Here is a 16,101-nt window from a genome sequence, read left to right on the forward strand (position 1 = left end):
TGCTACGTCGCGGGAACCGTCCGGACAAGCGGCGAGACGCCCGGCCGAGCCGACGCGCCCTTGTCCGCCCCGGACCGGCACCGCATATACCACCCCAACACAGGAGGATCACAATGGCCGACAACGACTTTCCCGGATGGCACGGGACGACGATCATCGGAGTCCGCAAGGGCGGGCGTGTCGTGATCGCAGGAGACGGGCAGGTGTCCGTCGGCAATACCGTGATGAAGGGCACCGCCCGCAAGGTCCGCCGCCTGTCGCCGGGTGGCTATGACGTGGTGGCCGGATTCGCCGGGTCCACCGCCGATGCGTTCACCCTGCTGGAGCGGCTGGAAGCCAAGCTGGAGGCGACGCCCGGACAGCTGGCCCGCGCCAGCGTGGAACTGGCCAAGGACTGGCGCACCGACAAGTACCTGCAAAAGCTGGAGGCGATGCTGATCGTCTCGGACGGCAAGGATCTTTATGTCATCACCGGCGCCGGCGATGTGCTGGAACCCGAACATGACGTGATCGCCATCGGTTCGGGCGGGAACTACGCGCTGGCCGCCGGGCGCGCCCTGATGGACAGCGATCACGACGCCGAGGAGGTTGCCCGCCGCGCCATGGCCATCGCTGCCGATATCTGCGTGTTCACCAATGGCAATGTCATCGTGGAATCCATCGCGTGATCGGAACCGATGACATCCGCGCCGCTGTCGCGGCCGGCGTCCTGTCCGAGCGCCAGGCCGCAGCGCTGACCGCGCTGGCACACAGCCGCACCGGCGCGCGGGAGGGGCTGGACCCCGGCGATGAACCGTTCGAGCTGTTTCGCGGCTTCAACGAGATCTTCATCATCGTCGGCCTGCTGATCCTGGCCGCCGGGTACACCGCCACCGTCGGCGTCATCGTCGGTGACAACCTGGATGACCTGCGGGTCGTGCTGCTGGTGATCAGCGTGCTGTCCGGCGCTTTGGTCTGGGCGCTGTCGGAATATTTCATCCGCCGCCGCCGCATGATCGGCCCCGCGATCCTGTTGACGCTGATGTTCACCACCGTCGCGGTGTTCGGCTTCGGCAACTGGCTGTCTGGCATCCTGTCAGTGGCGCTGCGCGATTACGAAAGCTTCATCGCGCCGGGCCTTCTGGCCATGGCGGCAGTGCTGGTCTACTGGCTGCGGTTCCGCGTGCCCTTTGCGCTGGCGGTCGTGGCCGTGGGGCTGTTTGCCATCGCGCAGCTGGCGGTGGCCACGCGGGTCGGCACGCCGGAGGATCTGACCGATATCTTCCTGTTGTCCAACGCCGGCGGCTTTGGCTGGATCACGCTGGTGCTGGGGCTGCTGACCTTTGCCGTGGCGATGCGGTTCGACGCCAGCGATCCGCACCGCGTCACCCGCCGCGCGGCACAGGGGTTCTGGCTGCACCTGGTGGCCGCCCCGATGATCATCAACACCGTCGCCCTTTCGGTCCTGTCCAGCGACGCGGCTGGCACCCGCACCGTGCTGATGATCGTCATGGCGTTTTTTGCGCTGGTGGCGGTGCTGATCGACCGGCGATCGTTTCTTCTGGCCGCGATCACCTATGTGGTGGGCGTGATCGTCACGCTGTCGCCCGACACAAACGGCGAGCTGGCCGCCTGGGTCATCCTGGGCCTTGGCGTGGCTCTTGTTCTTCTTGGCGCGAACTGGGCCCGGTTCCGCGGTATGCTGGTCACCCGGCTGCCCCTGGGCCGGTTCCGCGCCTTTCTTCCCCCCGCACATCTGGAAAGGCTCTCATGACCGACCTGACCCCCCGCGAGATCGTCTCGGAACTCGACCGTTTCATCATCGGCCAGAAGGACGCGAAACGTGCCGTGGCCGTAGCCCTGCGCAACCGCTGGCGGCGCAAGCAGCTGGCCGATGACCTGCGCGACGAGGTGTATCCCAAGAACATCCTGATGATCGGCCCGACCGGCGTCGGGAAAACCGAAATCTCCCGCCGCCTGGCGAAACTGGCCCGCGCGCCGTTCCTCAAGGTCGAGGCGACCAAGTTCACCGAGGTCGGTTATGTCGGACGGGATGTCGAACAGATCGTGCGCGATCTGGTGGATGCCGCCATCGCCATGACCCGCGACCACATGCGCGAGGACGTGAAGACCCGCGCCCATGCCGCCGCCGAAGATCGCGTGATCACTGCCATCGCCGGAGAAGACGCCCGCGAAGGCACGCGGGAGATGTTCCGCAAGAAGCTGCGCAGCGGAGAGTTGGACGACACCATCATCGAGCTGGACGTGGCCGACACCTCCAACCCGCTGTCGATGATGGATGTGCCGGGCCAGCCCGGCGGTGGTCAGATGGGGATGATGAATCTTGGCGATCTATTCGGGAAGGCCTTCGGCGGGCGCACCGTCCGCAAGAAACTGACCGTCGCCGAAAGCCATGACATGCTGATCGGCGAGGAAGCCGACAAGCTGCTGGACGACGAGACGGTCCACCGCGCCGCCCTGCGTTCGGTGGAGGAAAACGGCATCGTCTTCCTGGACGAGATCGACAAGGTCTGTGCCCGCACCGATGCCCGTGGCGGCGACGTCTCCCGCGAGGGGGTGCAGCGCGACCTGCTGCCGCTGATCGAGGGCACGACCGTCTCGACCAAGTACGGGCCGGTGAAGACGGATCATATCCTGTTCATCGCCTCCGGGGCGTTCCACATTGCCAAACCCTCCGATCTGCTGCCGGAATTGCAGGGTCGCCTGCCGATCCGGGTGGAACTCAAACCCCTGACCGAAGCCGATTTCGTCCGCATCCTGACCGAGACGGACAACGCGCTGACCCGGCAATACACCGCCCTGATGGGTACCGAAGAGGTAACAGTCACCTTTACCGACGATGGCATTGCCGCGCTGGCCCGCATCGCGGCGGAGGTCAACCAGAGCGTGGAGAACATCGGCGCCCGGCGGCTTTATACCGTGATGGAACGGGTGTTCGAAGAACTGTCCTTTGCCGCGCCTGACCGGGGCGGGCAGACGGTGGAGGTCAACGAGGCCTTCGTGCAGGAAAATCTGGGCGAACTTGCCGCCTCTGCCGATCTCAGCCGCTACGTGCTTTAGCGATTGCGCGTGAGATAGACGTAATAGGCCCCGTGCCCGCCGTGCTTGCGGTGGGCCGGGGTGATCTGAAGGACCAGATGTGACAATGGCGGCAAGGACAGCCATTGTGGCACCTGGTGGCGCAGCACCCCCTTGCGGTCGGGAATGATGTTCGTGCCGGCCTCGTCCCGCCCCTTGCCGGTGATCACCAGAACCAGCCGCATCCCCTCCCGCGCGCAGCGCAGGACGAACCCCCGCAGCGCGGTATGGGCGCGGTCCGTGGTCATGCCATGCAGGTCGATCCGGGCCTCGGGCGCAAGCTTGCCTCGGGTCATCCGGCCGTGCAGTTTCCGGTCCATCCGCAGGGGGAGGCCGTGCAGTCTTTCCGTCAACTCCGCCTGTAGATCATGCGCGGGGGCGGGGGATTTCACCTGTTTGCCGATGCGCATGTCCTGCGGCACGGCCTCTCGACGGCGCAAGGTGGGAGCTTTGGGCGCGGGGCGCGCGACCTCCCGCGAGGTGCTGTCGTGCAGGCGCTCCGTCCGCTCTGCCACCTTGCGCCAGAGGTCAAGCTCATCCGAAGTCAGGCGCCGGTTCATTCTGTCAGTTCCGTCATCATCGCATAGGCCCGCTGGATCGGCATAAGGACCACCATGCGCCCGCCGTCCTTCATCCGGGAAGCTTGTCGCCAGGCATGATGGCCGGTGCCGGTGAAGATATCGGCACGCTGCGGTCCCTTGATCGCGGACCCGGTATCCTGCGCGATCATCAGGCGCAACAGTTTGCGGTTGCCCTGTTTCTCAACCCAGACCGGCGCGCCCAGCGGGATATAGGCCGGGTCGATCGCGACGGTGCGTCCCTCGGTGATGGACCGGTTCATCGCGCCTTTCGGCCCTTCCTCGGGAGAGACATCGCGCACCTCGCGAAAGAACACGTAGCCGGGATTATGTTTCAACAATTCCGCGCCTTCGACCGGATTCCGCCGAACCCAGTTGCGGATCACCTGGGCGGATACCTGGTGCTGGTCGTAGATGCCGCGGCGGACAAGCTCGACACCGATGGACCGGTACTTGTGCCCGTTCGACCCGGCAAAACCCAACCGCAGATGCGAGCCGTCCGGCAACAGCACACGCCCGGAGCCCTGGATCTGAAGGAAGAACAATTCCACCGGATCATCCACCCAGGCAATTTCCAGCCCGCGCCCGGCCAGAGGCAGATCCTCTTCGATACGGCGCCGCGATAGCCAGACCCCGCTGCCCCGCGCCTCCGGGGGCATGGCATAGACGGGATACCGATATTCATCCGTAGGGGTGAGGGAGCCGCGCAATTCCGGTTCGAAATAGCCGGTGAACAGCGCCGGGGTGCCGTCCTGAATCAGAACCGGCGTAAAGAACAATTCGAAGAACGTCCGCCCAGCCGGCTGATTGGCGGCGACCTTGCAGATGGCCTGCCAATCGGGGTCTTTCATGTCGCCGCAGGTCTTCAGAAAGACCTTCAGCGCGGCGTCGTGGTCATCTGTCGGCCAACCGACAAGATCCTTGAACGACAGGACGGAATACGTCGTCTCGGCGGCCTCTGCCACGGACCCGGCAAGGGTCAGAGCCAGCGCCGCCGCCCGGATCATTCGCCCGTGGCGACAAGCTGCCAGTTGGGGTCGTCCTCGCCCATGTGGCGGGCAAAGGTCCAACTGTCGCGCTGTGTCTTGATCTCGCCCGGCACGCCTTCGATGATCTCGCCGGCGCGGTCGCGCACGACCGAGGTCAGCTGCCCGGTGAACCGAACCGTCAGCTCTGCCAGGTTGTCCTGGGGGTAGAAGTTCACGTCGATCAACTTCATGTCGCGCACACCGACGAACTCCGCCTCGATTTTCAGACCGTCACGTTCGCGCGCTTCAACCACCTCCGCAAAGCTGGCGTAGACCTCCTGATCCAGGAACGGTTTGATCTCCGCCAGGTCGCCACGCTCGAACCCCATGAGGATCATCTCGTAGGCGCCGCGCGCACCGGCCAGGAATTCGGTGACGTTGAACGAGGGTTCCACCGCCTTCATCTCCGCCAGGGCGCGGGCGGCGGGGCTGTCTTCGGCGACGTGGTCGGTAATGTCGGGATCGGGGCCGCCCTCGATCACCTCGAACCCGTGATCACGGGGCATCTGGCGCGGTTCCTCGTTCGCGACGGGGGGTTTTTCGAAACCTTCGCGCGTGCCCAGAACATTCCGAAGCCGGAGGATCAGGAATACGGCGATCCCCGCCAGAACGAGAAGCTGTAGAATGGGAGAGTTCATGAGCACCTCTTTGCCGGCAACATGGTAATGCGTCTTGCTCGCTCTTATGTAGGTGCTGGGCGCACTCAAGTCTACCAGCGCCGGAAGGAGATGACGTTCATGTGGCTTCTGTTTGCATTCATTGCGATCCCGATGATCGAGATTGCCCTGTTCATTCAGGTCGGTGGCGTGATCGGCCTGGGCTGGACCCTGGCCATCGTGCTGGTGACCGCAATCCTGGGCACCTGGCTGGTGCGCGCGCAGGGTGCGCTGGCGATGAACCGCATCCGCCAGAGTTTCGGCACGCTCAACGATCCGTCCGAACCGCTGGCCGACGGGGCGATGATCCTGCTGGCCGGGGCACTTTTGTTGACGCCGGGCTTCTTCACCGACGTCGTGGGCTTTGCCCTGCTGACGCCAGCCTTCCGCAAAGTGGCATTCCACTGGCTGCGCAAACGCATCCGGGTGCAGGGATTTTCCGCCGGCCCCACGGCGCGGGGGCCCTACCGGGACGCCCGGCCCACACGTCCCGACATCCTTGAGGGGGAATATACCGAGGTCGATCCGCCCAAAACGGCGACTCACCGACCCTCGGGCTGGACAAAGCACTGAAACCGACCTGACGATGACGTTGCGTGACCCATCGCGCAGTTGAGGCAGGGGGCTCTTCCTGCTAACCAAAACCCGACTTTTTACGCCTCGGGAGAGAAGAGAGCATGAGCGAAGAGCAAAACGGCGCGGCTGCCCAGCAGCCGCAGGTCCGGATGAACGTGCAGACGCAATATGTCCGCGACATGTCGTTCGAAAATATCCTGGCCCAGAAGGGCAGCACCGGTTCGGTGCAGCCCGACGTCCGGGTTCAGGTCGGCCTGGATGCCAAGAAGCGCGAGGCGGAGAACACCTACGAGGTGATCCTGAAGCTGAACGTGGAATCGGTGTCCAAGGAAAATCCGGCTGAAAAGCTGTTCATCCTGGAAATCGAATATGTGGGCATCTTTACCATCGACGGCGTCCCCGAAGAGCAGATGCACCCCTTCCTGCTGATCGAATGCCCGCGCATGATCTTCCCCTTCGTGCGCCGCATCGTGTCGGACGTGACCCGCGACGGGGGCTTCCCGCCGCTGAACCTGGACACGATCGATTTCGTCTCCCTCTACCGGCAGGAGCTGGCCCGCCGGGTCGAAGCTCAGAAAACCGCGGCGCCCGCGAACTGATCCGCGGCTAAAGCGTCTTCCAAAGCGCGCCGTCCCCGAGCTTTTCCACGAAAGCCTCATGGGCGGCGCGTTCGTTTTCGCGCAATCGCGCGGGCAGGGGCGTCGGGCGCGGGCTGGGGCGCCAGGCCTCGCCGGTCTGCCGGGTGCTGTCGCCCTCATTGTCCACGTTCAGCCCGAAATCCGGTTGCCGCCCGCCGATCAGCTCCAGGTAGACTTCGGCCAGGATCTCACTATCAAGCAGCGCGCCGTGCAGGGTGCGCGACGAATTGTCGATGCCAAACCGCCGGCACAGGGCATCCAGCGAGTTCTGCGCGCGTGGAAACCGGCGCCGCGCGATGGCCAGCGTGTCGATCGCCTGATCGTCGGGCAGGCGGCGCATGTTCTGCCAGCCCAGTTCCGCGTTCAGGAATTTCATGTCGAATTCCGCGTTGTGAATCACCAGCTTGGCATCACCCACGAAATCCAGGAATTTTTGCGCCACATCCGCGAAAAGCGGCTTGTCCGCCAGGAAATCCGAGCTGAGGCCATGCACGCGAAACGCGTCTTCTGGCATGTCGCGCTGCGGGTTCAGATATTCGTGAAACTGCCCGCCGGTGGGCATGTGATTGAACAGCTCCACCGCGCCGATCTCCACGATGCGGTCGCCGGAAAAAGGGTCGAACCCGGTGGTTTCCGTATCAAGAACGATTTCACGCATGTTGCAGCCTTTTGCGGATGGCGTCGACGATGGCCGCGACCTGTTGGGCCGCATGCTCCATCGTATCGGTGATCACCACGTGATCCGCCAGCGCCCGTTTCCGCGCATCCGGCATCTGCTTGGCCAGGATCATCTCGAACTGCGGAGCGGTCATGGCGCCCCGGTCCAGAACCCGCTGGCGCTGGACCTCTGCGGGGGCCGAGACTGTCACCGTGGCATCGAACCGGTCGGCACTGCCGCCCTCGAACAGCAGGGGGATATCCAGCACAATGATATCCGCCCGCGCCTGCGCAACGAAAGCGGCGCGATCTTCGCCCACCAGCGGGTGCACGATGGTTTCGATCCGCTTCAGCGCGGTGGGATCGGTGGCGATAATCCGTTTGAGCGCCTCCCGCGAGACGCCGCCGTCGACGATTGCATCGGGAAATGCGGCACCCATCGGCACCACCGCCGCGCCGCCGGGCGCATAGAGGCGATGCACCGCAGCATCCGCATCCCAGACCGCGCAACCGCGCTCTGCGAACAGGCGGGCTGTGGTCGATTTGCCCATGCCGATGCTGCCGGTCAGACCCAGAAGAAAACTCATCGCAGCGCCGCCTTCCGCACGGCCTCGTCGACCTCCGGCCGCTCGCCGAACCACCGTTCGAAGCCCGGCACCGCCTGGTGCAGCAACATGCCCAGACCGTCGACGATGGTGGCGCCCGCCGCTTCCGCTTCGGCCAGAAGGTGGGTTTTCAGCGGTGCGTAGACCAGGTCGGTGACGACCTGCCCCGGATGCAGCCCGTCCAGCGGCACGCGCAGCTCCGGCTTCCCGACCATGCCGAGAGACGTGGTGTTGACGACCAGATTCGCCTCTTCGATCATGTTACCGGCCTGGACCCATTCCACGACCCGCAACCGTTTGCCAAAATCCGCGCGCAGCCGTTCGGCGCGGATGCGGGTGCGGTTGGCGACCAGAAGCTCTGGCACCCCCATATCCAGAAGAGAGGCCACAACCGCCCGCGCTGCGCCGCCCGCGCCCAGGATCGCGGCCGGACCGGCCTCGGGCTGCCAATCGGGGGCGCCTTGTTTCAGATTTTCAAGAAACCCGTAACCATCTGTATTGTCAGCATGAATTTTGCCATCGGCGCGAAATATCAATGTGTTTGCCGCCCCGATCAATGTCGCCCTATCGGTGACGAGATCGGCTATTTCCAGCACTCGTTCCTTGTGCGGCAAGGTCACGTTCAGCCCGACAAAGCCCATATTGGGCAGCGTCCGCAACACCTGTTCCAGATGATCGGGATGCACATCCATCGGTACATAGTGGCCCCGCAAACCGCGGTTGCGCAGCCAATGTTGGTGAATCCTCGGCGACCGGGAATGCGCAATCGGATGGCCGATCACGCCGGCAAGGGGAATGAAATCAACGCTCATCGAGTCAGAATACCTTTGACGGTGAGATAATGCAGCAGCTCGATCATCGGCAGGCCGAGGATGGCGAAATGGTCGCCGTCGATGCGCGAAAACAGGCGAATCCCCTCGGCCTCCACCTGGTAGGCGCCGCAGGATTGACCAATCGCGGGCCAGTTTCGCCCCACGTATTCGCGGATATAGGGCTCGGACAGCGGATGCATCGTCAGCCGGACGTCGGAAACATGCCGCCAGATCGGCTGCCCGGCCTCGCTGATCACGGCGGCGGTATGCAGCATGTGTTTTTTGCCGGACAGCGCGCGGATCTGGGCTTCGGCGTCCTGCGGCGTGGCGGGTTTGTCAAAAATCTCCCCCTCCAGGTTCAGAACCTGATCACAGCCGATCACCAGAGCTTCGGGCCGTCGCGCGCTGATTTTCTGCGCCTTCATCTCTGCCAGCGCATCGGCCACCGCGCGCGGGCGATGCCCCTCCGCCAAAAGCGACGCTTTGACCATCGCTTCGTCCACCCGCGCCTTTTCAACGACAAAAGACACCTGCGCCGCGTGCAACATCTGCGCCCGGATCTGCGACCCGGAGGCAAGAACAAGAGAGGAGGACGTGGGGGACATCTCTGTGGAAAACCCGCTGTAAAACCTGCGACTAAGTTCTGAGCAATTTGGGGAGGAGGTGCAAGGCTCCCGCCGCGACGGGATAAGTAGGTGAGTCGTGAACAGATTCGCACTGAGTCGCCCCCCTGTGGGGGGGATAAACCGATCTGTCCCCAAAACACGGTTCTTCCTGTTTCCTACACAGAGTTATCCACAGGATTATCCTGCGGCTTTTCATCCATAAATCTCTCATTTTGCTGCTTTTTCTCCAAGACGGCAAAATCGGTCGAAAGTTTTATCCACCCGATGTACGCAGCCTGTGAAGATGTGGATGAAACTGTGCGGGAGTCGATAATCCACAGGAATCCGGGTCGACAAACAACAACAACATCTCTTTTAAGATTCTTAGAAAGAAGAAGCGGAGACGTGGGATGACCGACCTGTTGATCACTCTGTACCCTTGGACAAAGGCGCTTCACATCGTGTCCGTCGTCGCCTGGATGGCGGGTCTCTTCTATCTCCCGCGCCTTTTCGTCTATCACGCGGAACGTGCCGAAATCGGTGGCCCCATCGACCCCCTGTTCCAGGAGATGGAGCGGAAACTGCTCCGCGCGATCATGAACCCGGCCATGATCGCCACCTGGGTCTTTGGTTTGATGCTGGCCCTGACGCCCGGAATCGTCGACTGGAGCGCGATCTGGCCGTATTCGAAGGCAGCAGGCGTTCTCGCAATGACGTGGTTTCACCACTGGCTGGGCCGGCGGAGGAAGGATTTCACAGCTGGTGAGAACAGATTGACCGGAAAACGTTACCGAATGATGAACGAATTGCCGACGATGCTCCTTGTGCTCATCGTTTTTTCGGTTGTTCTGCGGTTCTGAGCCACCAGGCCCGGCGTCAAGGACGATTGACTCGCGGCCGACGCATCCCTAAATACCACCGCAACCGCCCGTCCGGGCCGGAGTTTCCCATTGCATGGCACAGATCGCGCGCCCATCAGGCCGGTCGAGGATATTTTCATGAGCAACGAACGCCTCAATCTCTCTGATCTCAAGGCACAGAGCCCCAAGGACTTGCTGTCCATGGCAGAGGAACTTGAGATCGAGAACGCCTCCAATATGCGCAAGGGGGAGATGATGTTCCAGATTCTCCGCGAGCGTGCGGATGAAGGCTGGGAAATCGGCGGCGATGGTGTGCTCGAAGTGCTTCAGGATGGTTTCGGCTTCCTCCGTTCGCCCGAAGCGAACTACCTTCCGGGCCCCGATGATATCTACGTCTCCCCCGACATGATCCGCCAATTCTCCCTGCGTACCGGCGACACGGTCGAGGGGCTGATGAAGCAACCCGATGATAATGAACGATACTTCGCGCTGACCTCGGTGATGAAGATCAATTTCGAAGAGCCGGAGCGCGCGCGCCACAAGGTGTCCTTCGACAACTTGACGCCGCTTTATCCCGACGAACGCCTGACGATGGAGATCGAGGACCCGACGATCAAGGATCGCTCTGCCCGAATCATCGACCTGGTCGCGCCGATCGGGAAGGGCCAGCGCTCTCTGATCGTGGCGCCGCCACGAACGGGTAAGACGGTTTTGCTTCAAAATATCGCGCATTCGATCGAGACGAATCATCCGGAATGCTATTTGATCGTCCTGCTGATCGACGAACGGCCTGAAGAGGTGACGGATATGCAGCGCTCCGTGAAGGGGGAAGTGATTTCCTCTACCTTCGATGAGCCTGCCGCGCGTCACGTTGCGGTGTCCGAAATGGTGATCGAGAAGGCCAAGCGCCTGGTGGAACACAAGCGCGACGTGGTGATCCTGCTGGATTCCATCACCCGTCTGGGGCGTGCCTTCAACACGACAGTGCCGTCTTCGGGCAAGGTTCTGACCGGCGGTGTCGACGCCAACGCCCTGCAACGTCCTAAACGGTTCTTCGGCGCCGCACGAAATATCGAGGAAGGCGGATCTCTGACCATCATTGCGACTGCGCTGATTGATACGGGCAGCCGCATGGATGAAGTCATCTTTGAAGAATTCAAGGGCACCGGGAACTCTGAGCTGGTTCTGGATCGCAAGGTCGCAGACAAAAGGGTGTTCCCGGCCATGGACATCCTGAAATCCGGCACCCGCAAAGAAGAGCTTCTGGTGGACAAAATCGATCTGCAAAAGACTTTTGTTCTGCGTCGGATTCTGAACCCGATGGGCACGACGGACGCCATCGAATTCCTGATCTCCAAGTTGAAACAAACCAAGAGCAATTCGGAATTCTTCGATTCGATGAATACCTGATCTCGGGATCGCCCCGAGAAGGAGTTGTCCATGGAAACCATCTTTGCCCTGGCGAGCGCGCCGGGCCGGGCGGGCGTTTCCGTCATCCGGATTTCAGGCCCTCGTGCTTGGGATGTCTTCGCGGCCTTTCAAATAGCTGATCCGCCTCCACGCGTTATCGCACTGCGCGCTTTGAAGGACCGTGACGGATCCTTGCTGGACGAGGCTCTTGTTCTGCGGTTCGATGCTCCGGCTAGTTTTACCGGAGAAAATATCGTTGAACTTCAGATACATGGCAGTCCAGCCATCACAACGGCGGTGCTTTCGCGGCTTGGCAAGCTGAACGGGTTTCGCGCTGCCCAGGCTGGGGAATTCACCCGGCGCGCGTTGGAAAACGGTCGGATGGACCTGGCACAGGTCGAAGGATTGGCGGATCTCATTGACGCGGAGACCGAGACGCAACGCCTTCAGGCCCAACGGATCCTGTCCGGTCAGCTTGGGGATTTGGCAAATGGCTGGCGTCTCGATCTGATTCGCGCGGCCTCTCTCATCGAGGCGACGATAGATTTCGTGGATGAGGATGTTCCGGTGGACGTCACACCCGAAGTCATTGCGTTGGTTGAGCGCGTGATAGAAACCATGGATCATCAGGTCCGCGGCGTCTCTATCGCCGAGCGGATAAGGTCTGGCTTCGAAGTGGCGATTCTTGGCGCGCCGAATGTGGGAAAATCCACTTTGCTCAATGCCTTGGCAGGTCGTGACGCGGCGATCACCTCGGATATCGCTGGAACGACCCGAGACGTGATCGAGGTCCGGATGGATTTGGCCGGTTTACCGGTAACCTTTCTTGATACTGCCGGGCTGCGAGAGACTGATGACATCGTGGAGACCATGGGGATTGATCGCGCGCGCCAAAGGGCAGAGGCTTCGGATCTTTGCGTCTATCTTGTCGCGGGCGGCGAGGAGCCGCTTTTTGCGCTTCGTCCGGGTGATTGCGTTTTCAGAACCAAGGGGGACCTGACCGGGGATCCGCAAGCCATCAGTGCGGTCACCGGCAAAGGGCTGGATGTTCTTGTCAGAGAGATTTCGGACGAATTGAGGGAACGTGTTGCGGGTGCTGGTATCGCTACGCGCGAACGCCATCGTGCCGCGATGGTTCGCTCCTTGGCTTCTTTGGAAAACGCGCGTGGTGCGTTGGTGGCGAACTCCGCTCTCGCAGATCTGATTGCAGAAGATATTCGTGACGCTATCCGCGCGCTCGATTCTCTGATAGGTGCCGTCGATGTCGAGAACCTTTTGGATGAGATATTCTCTAGTTTTTGCATCGGCAAATAGGAGTGTTTCACGTGAAACATTTTGACGTCATAGTCGTAGGGGGTGGTCACGCAGGGTGTGACGCCGCCCATGCAGCTGCACGAATTGGCGCCAGCACAGCATTGATAACACTGAATATTTCCGGAATCGGGGTTATGTCCTGCAATCCGGCCATCGGCGGTTTGGGCAAGGGGCACCTGGTCAGGGAAATTGACGCACTTGATGGCGTCATGGGACGCGTCGCAGATAAAGCAGGCATACAATTTCGGCTGTTGAATCGCCGCAAGGGACCGGCCGTGCAAGGACCGCGAGCCCAGGCCGATCGCGCCATCTACCGAAATGAGATGCTTTCAGAGATTCAGAATTGCCCAGGTTTGTCGGTGGTTGAAGGAGAGGTCGCCGATTTTCTGATGGCGGGGGACCAGGTTACAGGCGTTGTCCTTTCCGACGGTAGTGAAATAGCCGCATCAGCTGTTGTTCTGACGACGGGCACATTTCTGCGGGGCCTTATCCATGTCGGTGATAGAACAGTTTCTGGTGGGCGAATGGGCGATAAACCGTCGATCCGTCTGGCTGAACGGCTTGACAGCTTTGGTCTTCCACTTGGAAGATTGAAAACAGGGACTCCGCCGCGACTGAACGGGAAAACGATCGACTGGAGTGTTGTTGGAGCACAACCAGGAGATGACGACCCGGTATTTTTCTCGTTTCTTTCCACGCGCACAGCTACGCCGCAGGTTTCCTGCGGAGTGACGCATACAAATGAACGCACACACGAAATCATTCGCCAAAACCTTGATCGTTCCGCGATGTACGGCGGACATATCGATGGGATCGGCCCGCGGTACTGCCCGTCGATAGAGGACAAGGTTGTTCGATTTGCGGACAAGACGTCGCATCAGATCTTCCTTGAACCCGAAAGTCTGACGGACGACGTCATCTATCCCAACGGTATATCCACGTCTCTACCTGAGGACGTCCAGGAGGATTATGTACGTTCTATCAATGGGTTGGAGTCAGCTGAAATTTTGCAACCGGGCTACGCCATTGAATATGACTATGTGGATCCTCGCGTTCTCGATCTCAAACTGGCAGTGAAAGCAGTTCCGGGACTTTATCTCGCAGGCCAGATAAACGGGACCACAGGGTATGAAGAAGCCGCCGCGCAGGGTCTGGTAGCCGGAACAAACGCGGCGCTTATAGCACTTGATCGGGATCCGTTGATGTTCAGCCGCGCGGACAGCTATATCGGCGTCATGGTGGATGATCTGACCAGCCGGGGCGTGACAGAACCGTATCGGATGTTTACCTCACGCGCGGAATTTCGACTGTCCTTGCGGGCGGATAATGCGGATCAGAGGTTGACCCCGCTGGGGATTGCCACTGGTCTGGTTGGCAGGCAGCGTGCCAAGACGTATTCGAAAAAGGCTGAAGAGCTTGAAACTGGGCGGTGTCTTCTTGAGAATATTTCAGTAACATCGCGGGAGCTTCAACAATCGGGGTTGGCAGTTAGCCAGGATGGGTCGCGCCGGTCTCTTTTCCAGGTACTCGCATTTCCTGATGTGTCGTTCGATGATCTTCGGTCGTTGAATGACCGCGTAGATGAGATTGATCCCGATGTCGCGGCGCAACTGTCAAGAGATGCGCTTTATGCGAATTACATCGAACGACAGAAGCTGGATGTCGAGGCGCTCCGGCGCGATGAACACCATGAAATCCCACATGAATTTGATTTTTCAGTGTTGGACGGCCTATCCAACGAATTGAAAGCAAAGCTTGCTCACGCGCGACCCGCAAATCTTGCCCAGGCCGGGAAGATCGAGGGCATGACTCCTGCTGCGCTTGCCTTGATTCTCTCTCGCCTCCGTCGTCGTCGGGAGGTTAAATCCGCATGAATCGCGAGAATGTTTCACGTGAAACATACGGGGCGTTGGAAACTTATGCCGCCCTTCTGAAGAAGTGGAACCCAAGGATCAATCTGGTGGCCAAATCCACAGTAGCGGACTTGTGGACACGTCATATGAGTGATTCTCTTCAGGTTGCCGATATTGCACCTAAATGCCAACACTGGGTTGACTTGGGAAGCGGCGGCGGATTTCCCGGTCTTCCCGTGGCACTTCTTGCACGCGACCGTGGCACGCCAAAGCGCGTTACCTTGGTCGAATCTGATACGCGCAAGGCGACTTTTCTTCGGACGGTGATACGCGATACAAACGCTCCAGCCGACGTATTGGCGGAGCGGATCGAATCAATACCTCCTCTAATGGCCGAAGTTCTTTCCGCCCGGGCGCTGGCGCCTCTCTCCCGGTTGCTGGAATTCGCCGATCTACATCTTGCGCCAAGGGGAATCGCCTTGTTTTCAAAGGGTGTGACCTGGAAAGATGAGGTTTCCCGGGCACAGGAACAATGGCGCTTTGACTGGGAAGCCATTCGCAGTAAAACCGATCCAGATGCTGTCATCCTTAAGATCGAAGGAGTTCACCCTTGCCAGACCTCTTGAGGACCGGCGGTCCGAAAATCATCGCTGTGGCCAATCAGAAAGGTGGTGTCGGAAAAACCACGACCGCGATCAACCTTGGCGCTGCACTGGCTGAACAGGGCAACAAGGTATTGTTGATTGACCTGGATCCTCAGGGGAATGCATCCACGGGGCTGGGGATCGAGGCGGAGGACCGGGAGCATACGACTTACGAACTTCTTCTGGACGAAGTACCGTTGGACGAAGTCATCTTGAAGACAGACGTGAACGGATTGGAAATCGTCCCGGCCACCATAGATCTGTCCTCTGCGGATATCGAATTGATTGCAAACGAAAAACGCTCCTATCTGTTGCATGACGCACTGCGTCAGCCAGCGATGGAGCGGTTTGCATATGATTACATTCTGATCGATTGTCCGCCTTCGTTGAACCTTCTTACGGTGAACGCGATGGTGGCGGCGCATTCGGTCATGGTGCCACTGCAAAGCGAGTTTTTTGCGCTCGAAGGCCTGTCGCAGCTGATGCTGACCATTCGTGAGGTGCGGCAATCCGCGAATCCGAACCTTCGGATCGAAGGAATCGTTCTTACAATGTACGATTCTCGCAATAACCTTTCGCAGCAGGTCGAAGAAGATGCGCGTGACAACCTAGGCGATCTGGTGTTTCGGACCATCATTCCCCGAAATGTGCGTGTCAGTGAGGCCCCGTCCTATGCGATGCCGGTTTTGCAGTTTGATGGCGGGTCCAAGGGGTCGGCTGCGTATCGGGCCCTGGCGCAGGAATTGATGGAAAAGAACCAAATGGCCGCGGCCTGACGAGACCAAGA

The 16,101-nt window shown here is 60.5% G+C and carries 18 protein-coding genes; 11 read left to right on the forward strand and 7 right to left on the reverse strand.

What is annotated here, in order from left to right; genetic code table 11:
* The first annotated feature begins 113 nt into the window (after window positions 1–113).
* The 3 genes from hslV to hslU are packed head-to-tail and all read left to right on the forward strand — an operon-like array spanning window position 114 to window position 3,060.
* A complete protein-coding gene (gene hslV / locus G5A46_RS05035) occupies window positions 114–668 on the forward strand; it encodes an ATP-dependent protease subunit HslV (protein WP_163847878.1) in 555 nt (184 codons plus the stop codon).
* The gene (locus tag G5A46_RS05040; RefSeq protein WP_163847881.1) at window positions 665–1,753 is read left to right on the forward strand and encodes a hypothetical protein; all 1,089 of its coding nucleotides are present in this window, start codon (window positions 665–667) and stop codon (window positions 1,751–1,753) included. Before hslV ends, G5A46_RS05040 begins: the two co-directional genes overlap by 4 nt.
* Window positions 1,750–3,060 carry an ATP-dependent protease ATPase subunit HslU gene (gene hslU / locus G5A46_RS05045; RefSeq protein WP_163847883.1) on the forward strand — a complete coding sequence of 437 codons (1,311 nt, stop codon included), beginning with the start codon at window positions 1,750–1,752 and terminating at the stop codon, window positions 3,058–3,060. Before G5A46_RS05040 ends, hslU begins: the two co-directional genes overlap by 4 nt.
* On the opposite strand, the gene G5A46_RS05050 is transcribed toward hslU, so the two are convergent.
* From G5A46_RS05050 to G5A46_RS05060, 3 genes are read right to left on the reverse strand one after another with little or no spacing between them, the layout of a single operon-like run.
* Window positions 3,057–3,638: a Smr/MutS family protein gene (locus tag G5A46_RS05050; RefSeq protein ID WP_163847885.1), complete on the reverse strand. Its 582-nt coding sequence runs from the start codon at window positions 3,636–3,638 to the stop codon at window positions 3,057–3,059. The genes hslU and G5A46_RS05050 overlap by 4 nt on opposite strands.
* Window positions 3,635–4,663, reverse strand: a complete 1,029-nt coding sequence (mltA, locus tag G5A46_RS05055) for a murein transglycosylase A (RefSeq protein WP_163847887.1) — start codon at window positions 4,661–4,663, stop codon at window positions 3,635–3,637. The genes G5A46_RS05050 and mltA overlap by 4 nt, the downstream gene beginning before the upstream one ends.
* Window positions 4,660–5,322 carry a Tim44/TimA family putative adaptor protein gene (locus G5A46_RS05060; RefSeq protein WP_163847890.1) on the reverse strand — a complete coding sequence of 221 codons (663 nt, stop codon included), beginning with the start codon at window positions 5,320–5,322 and terminating at the stop codon, window positions 4,660–4,662. The genes mltA and G5A46_RS05060 overlap by 4 nt, the downstream gene beginning before the upstream one ends.
* A gap of 99 nt (window positions 5,323–5,421) precedes the next feature.
* On the opposite strand from G5A46_RS05060, the gene G5A46_RS05065 reads away from it, so the two are divergent.
* Both G5A46_RS05065 and secB read left to right on the forward strand, forming a co-directional pair.
* Entirely contained in the window at window positions 5,422–5,913 is a 492-nt protein-coding gene (locus G5A46_RS05065; protein ID WP_163847891.1) for an FxsA family protein, read from the forward strand.
* A gap of 104 nt (window positions 5,914–6,017) precedes the next feature.
* Window positions 6,018–6,515, forward strand: coding sequence for a protein-export chaperone SecB (secB, locus tag G5A46_RS05070; protein ID WP_163847893.1), 498 nt, complete (start codon window positions 6,018–6,020; stop codon window positions 6,513–6,515).
* Window positions 6,516–6,522: 7 nt separating this feature from the next.
* On the opposite strand, the gene dnaQ is transcribed toward secB, so the two are convergent.
* From dnaQ to G5A46_RS05090, 4 genes are read right to left on the reverse strand one after another with little or no spacing between them, the layout of a single operon-like run.
* A complete protein-coding gene (dnaQ, locus tag G5A46_RS05075) occupies window positions 6,523–7,212 on the reverse strand; it encodes a DNA polymerase III subunit epsilon (RefSeq protein ID WP_163847896.1) in 690 nt (229 codons plus the stop codon).
* Window positions 7,205–7,798, reverse strand: a complete 594-nt coding sequence (gene coaE, locus G5A46_RS05080) for a dephospho-CoA kinase (RefSeq protein ID WP_163847897.1) — start codon at window positions 7,796–7,798, stop codon at window positions 7,205–7,207. Before coaE ends, dnaQ begins: the two co-directional genes overlap by 8 nt.
* Complete coding sequence (locus G5A46_RS05085; protein ID WP_163847899.1) at window positions 7,795–8,628, reverse strand: shikimate dehydrogenase; 834 nt, start codon at window positions 8,626–8,628, stop codon at window positions 7,795–7,797. The genes coaE and G5A46_RS05085 overlap by 4 nt, the downstream gene beginning before the upstream one ends.
* Entirely contained in the window at window positions 8,625–9,233 is a 609-nt protein-coding gene (locus G5A46_RS05090) for a Maf family protein (protein ID WP_163847901.1), read from the reverse strand. The genes G5A46_RS05085 and G5A46_RS05090 overlap by 4 nt, the downstream gene beginning before the upstream one ends.
* A gap of 410 nt (window positions 9,234–9,643) precedes the next feature.
* Here G5A46_RS05090 and hemJ point away from each other — a divergent pair, with 410 nt between their 5' ends.
* The 6 genes from hemJ to G5A46_RS05120 all read left to right on the forward strand — a co-directional run bounded on the left by hemJ (window position 9,644) and on the right by G5A46_RS05120 (window position 16,090).
* On the forward strand, window positions 9,644–10,093 hold the full coding sequence (hemJ, locus tag G5A46_RS05095; protein WP_163847903.1) for a protoporphyrinogen oxidase HemJ: 450 nt from the start codon (window positions 9,644–9,646) through the stop codon (window positions 10,091–10,093).
* A gap of 138 nt (window positions 10,094–10,231) precedes the next feature.
* A complete protein-coding gene (gene rho / locus G5A46_RS05100; RefSeq protein ID WP_163847904.1) occupies window positions 10,232–11,503 on the forward strand; it encodes a transcription termination factor Rho in 1,272 nt (423 codons plus the stop codon).
* Between the two features lie 30 nt (window positions 11,504–11,533).
* Window positions 11,534–12,817 (forward strand): tRNA uridine-5-carboxymethylaminomethyl(34) synthesis GTPase MnmE, encoded by a 1,284-nt coding sequence (mnmE, locus tag G5A46_RS05105; protein WP_163847906.1) that lies wholly within the window; start codon window positions 11,534–11,536, stop codon window positions 12,815–12,817.
* Window positions 12,818–12,828: 11 nt separating this feature from the next.
* On the forward strand, window positions 12,829–14,691 hold the full coding sequence (gene mnmG / locus G5A46_RS05110) for a tRNA uridine-5-carboxymethylaminomethyl(34) synthesis enzyme MnmG (protein WP_163847908.1): 1,863 nt from the start codon (window positions 12,829–12,831) through the stop codon (window positions 14,689–14,691).
* On the forward strand, window positions 14,688–15,296 hold the full coding sequence (gene rsmG, locus G5A46_RS05115) for a 16S rRNA (guanine(527)-N(7))-methyltransferase RsmG (RefSeq protein WP_163847910.1): 609 nt from the start codon (window positions 14,688–14,690) through the stop codon (window positions 15,294–15,296). The genes mnmG and rsmG overlap by 4 nt, the downstream gene beginning before the upstream one ends.
* Entirely contained in the window at window positions 15,281–16,090 is an 810-nt protein-coding gene (locus G5A46_RS05120) for a ParA family protein (RefSeq protein WP_163847912.1), read from the forward strand. Before rsmG ends, G5A46_RS05120 begins: the two co-directional genes overlap by 16 nt.
* Window positions 16,091–16,101: the final 11 nt, after the last annotated feature.

It is taken from the genome of Pseudooceanicola aestuarii (assembly GCF_010614805.1).
GTDB lineage: Bacteria > Pseudomonadota > Alphaproteobacteria > Rhodobacterales > Rhodobacteraceae > Pseudooceanicola > Pseudooceanicola aestuarii.